General features: G+C 56.8%; 1 protein-coding gene. It reads left to right on the forward strand.

Annotation, left to right across the window (positions count from 1 at the left end; all coding sequences use genetic code 11):
- Positions 1-241, forward strand: a 241-nt coding sequence (locus AC0L3J_RS38340) for a substrate-binding domain-containing protein (protein WP_473350614.1), incomplete at both ends; no start/stop codon positions are given.

A 241-nucleotide genomic window follows, 5' to 3' on the forward strand; every position in this document is an offset into this window, starting at 1 on the left:
CCACAAACCATGCAACTGCTGAATGAGGGAATCGTTCCCACTGCGATGCTGGTTGCCAACGATCAGATGGCGCTGGGCGCAATGCGCGCCATTACCGAGTCCGGGCTGCGCGTTGGTGCGGATATCTCGGTAGTGGGATACGACGATACCGAAGACAGCTCATGTTATATCCCGCCGTTAACCACCATCAAACAGGATTTTCGCCTGCTGGGGCAAACCAGCGTGGACCGCTTGCTGCAAC

It is taken from the genome of Bradyrhizobium sp. Kon37 (assembly GCF_055807535.1).